Origin of the sequence: Streptomyces xylophagus (assembly GCF_000716435.1) — a bacterium.
GTDB lineage: Bacteria > Actinomycetota > Actinomycetes > Streptomycetales > Streptomycetaceae > Streptomyces > Streptomyces xylophagus.
On sequence record NZ_JNWO01000087.1, the window covers coordinates 1 to 1382 of the forward strand.

Annotated in this window: 1 protein-coding gene; it reads right to left on the reverse strand. The window is 63.2% G+C overall.

Annotated elements, in window-relative coordinates:
- Window positions 1-96: 96 nt before the first annotated feature.
- Entirely contained in the window at window positions 97-1224 is a 1128-nt protein-coding gene (locus OO70_RS50335; protein ID WP_063739361.1) for a tyrosine-type recombinase/integrase, read from the reverse strand.
- Window positions 1225-1382: the final 158 nt, after the last annotated feature.

The following is a 1382-nucleotide window of genomic DNA, read 5'->3' on the forward strand; positions in this document are numbered from 1 at the left end:
TAGAGCAGCTGACTCTTAATCAGCGGGTCCCAGGTTCGAGCCCTGGTGCGCCCACCAATCAAATCAATAGGTTGGCAGCCCTTCGCGAGATCAAAACTAGAACCTGTCAGCGGGTCTTTGAACAGTCTTTGACGTAAACGAGCCCGGTTCGTTCCCCTCGACCTTACAAGCTCCTGACGCAAACATGCCAGCGAGCTTCGCCATCGCGCTCTCCGCCAGGCGCAGATCGCGCCCGAGGTAGTGCCGGTCCAGAATGTGCTCCACGTCCTTCAGGCTGTGGCCGGTGAACGTGGCGATCTCCGGCACTGTGCATTCGGCGAGCGCCAGGCGCACCACCGCTGAGCCGCGCAGATCGTGGAACGTCAAGTCCTCGTTGATCCCCACGTCGATCAGGGCGTCGCCCCAGGACGACCGGAAGCCGTCCTCTGTCCACGGCTTGGCCCGAGAGTTGGTCAGCACCAGCGGCCCGACCCGCTTCATGGAGTCGAGGTAGGTCTTGAGCACGGGGCTGACAGGGATGGTGACCCGCTTGGCCTTGGCGACCTTGCCGTGGCGTATGGTCTTGCGCTGCGTGAGCCTGATGTAGGTTCCGTCGTAATCCGACCAGCGCAGGCGGATCAGATCGCCCTCCCGCTGGCCGGTCCAGATCGCGAGCATGAGCGCGTCGACGATCCGCTCCGGGGCTTTCTCGATCATGAGCCCGAGCTGCGCTTCGGACCATATCTTGTCGAGGCGATCCCCGCCCTCGTAGAGACGGCCGCCGCGCTCGCAGGGATTGACGCTGATGCGTCCGCGATCCTTGGCGACGGAGAAGATGCGGGCGAGCACGGTCCACGCATAGTCGGCCTTGCGAGGCTTGTCTGCGAACCCATCGCGCCAGGTCTTGAAGACGCCACGCGCGCCCTTCTGTTCGACGGCCGCAATCGGCATCGTGCCGAACTCTTGCTCGATGAGGGCGATGTAACGGAGGTAGTCTTTCTTCGTCTTGTCGCTGAGCACTCGGTACTCGGACGACGCTTTGAACTCGACGATGAGCGCGAAGACCGTGGCGTCTGACACGGTCTTCTTGCTCGCTATGTGCTCGTTGAACTCGGTGATGAATGCGGGCGTGCCGTACTTCGCCTTGATGCGGGGGCCGCCCTTCCACGCGTAGTAGTACCGACGCTTCTTGCCGCCGCCGATCTTGGCGTCGGACCAGAACAGGCCGAACAGGTCTACGCGCATCACGCTCTCCTAGCTGACAGCCCTCCGCCTGGAAGCCTGCCAGTCTGCGAGGGGATCGCCCGAGACGGTCTTTTCGGTAGGCAGACCGGAAGCCCGGTCCAGATACCAATCAATCGCCTTGCGGTCCCACCGCTGCGTGCCGGGGATCGCCCCCGGCA

Coding starts and splice junctions, on each gene's coding strand:
- OO70_RS50335 (WP_063739361.1), bottom strand. CDS start 1,224: ATGCGCGTAGACCTGTTCGGCCTGTTCTGGTCCGACGCCAAGATCGGC.